At 67.2% G+C, this 1276-nt stretch carries 2 protein-coding genes; one reads left to right on the top strand and one right to left on the bottom strand.

The features are described 5' to 3' along the window. Positions 1-57 precede the first annotated feature (57 nt). Positions 58-354, top strand: a complete 297-nt coding sequence (locus tag ACFCY7_RS40485; RefSeq protein ID WP_376491084.1) for a barstar family protein — start codon at positions 58-60, stop codon at positions 352-354. A gap of 21 nt (positions 355-375) precedes the next feature. On the opposite strand, the gene ACFCY7_RS40490 is transcribed toward ACFCY7_RS40485, so the two are convergent. Further along, positions 376-1205 (bottom strand): IS5 family transposase gene (locus ACFCY7_RS40490; protein ID WP_376491085.1). Its coding sequence is split into 2 segments (ribosomal slippage): positions 376-864 and positions 867-1205, totalling 828 coding nucleotides; the frame shifts between segments, so codons are not numbered across the junction. Positions 1206-1276: the final 71 nt, after the last annotated feature.

The following is a 1276-nucleotide window of genomic DNA, read 5'->3' on the forward strand; positions in this document are numbered from 1 at the left end:
CTAGAGCATGTCTCTTTGACCGGTGATTCTCGTGGTGGGGCTGGTTAGTCTGCTGCGATGACGGACAGCGAGCTGATCGTTGACCTGCGGGGTCGGCTGATCGAGACACTCAACGACTTCTGGGACGCGGTGAGCGAGCCGTGCGGACTGCCAGAGTGGTTCGGCCGGAACCTGGACGCGTGGTCGGACACGATTGAGACCAGGGGCATCTCTGAGGTGATCGACAGCCACGACGTCCTGATCGTGCATGTCGACCAGCGGGGCTTCTTCGACGGGCACCGGCAGGAGACCGACGTCCTGGCCAGCACCTTTGACGGAGAACAAAACCAGCTCATTGTCCATGGACGGGCCTGACGAATCCTTCGGGCATCTGGCTCAGCGCCGGCTCCAGATGAGGATGGCGGCGAGGTGGAGTGCGGCCTGGTAGGCGATGGCGAGCTTGTCCGTTCGCATGGCCAGGCCGCGCCACTGCTTGAGCCGGTTGATGCACCGCTCGACCGCGTTGCGCTGCTTGTACACCTCGGCATCGAAAGCCGGCGGTCGACCGCCGGAACTGCCTCGCCGCAGCCGGTGGCCGACCTGGTCCGACGGCTGGGGGATGACAACGCGGATCCCGCGTCTACGGAGGTGACTCCGGATCGCGCGGGACGAGTACGCACGGTCCGCCAGGACGGCATCGGGCCGGGTCCTCGGTCTTCCCGGTCCGCTTCGCGGAACGCGAATTGCGGCCATGACGGTCTCGAAGGCCGGGGCGTCGCCCGCCTGGCCCGCGGTGACGCGGAGGGCCAGGGGCCTTGCACGGCTGTCGCTGGCGAGATGGACCTTCGTGCTCAGGCCGCCTCGGGAGCGTCCGAGTGCGTGGTCGTCGGGTTCGGCCCGGCCGGGCGCCCCCTTTTTCCGGCTCCGGCGGCGTGCTGGTGGGCCCGGCAGACGGTGGAGTCCACCGACACGGTCCAGCCGATGTCGTCAGCCCCCTCGGCGGCTGTCAGGACCGCGGCGAGGATGCGTTCCCAGGTGCCGTCCACGGCCCACCTGATCAGCCGTTTGTGAGCAGTCTGGAACGATCCGAGCTCGTCCGGCAGATCCCGCCAGGGCGAGCAGGTGCGGTACTTCCACGCGATGGCCTCCAGGGTTCGACGATGGTCGGCCCATCGACGACCGCGGACCGGATCGGCCGGCATCAGCGGCTCGATCCGGTCCCACATCGCATCAGTGATCACTAACCGGACGGACACATCCGATCAACTGACCAACCGATCAAAGAGACACGCTCTAG

This window comes from Streptomyces sp. NPDC056361, from assembly GCF_042262805.1.
Lineage (GTDB): Bacteria > Actinomycetota > Actinomycetes > Streptomycetales > Streptomycetaceae > Streptomyces.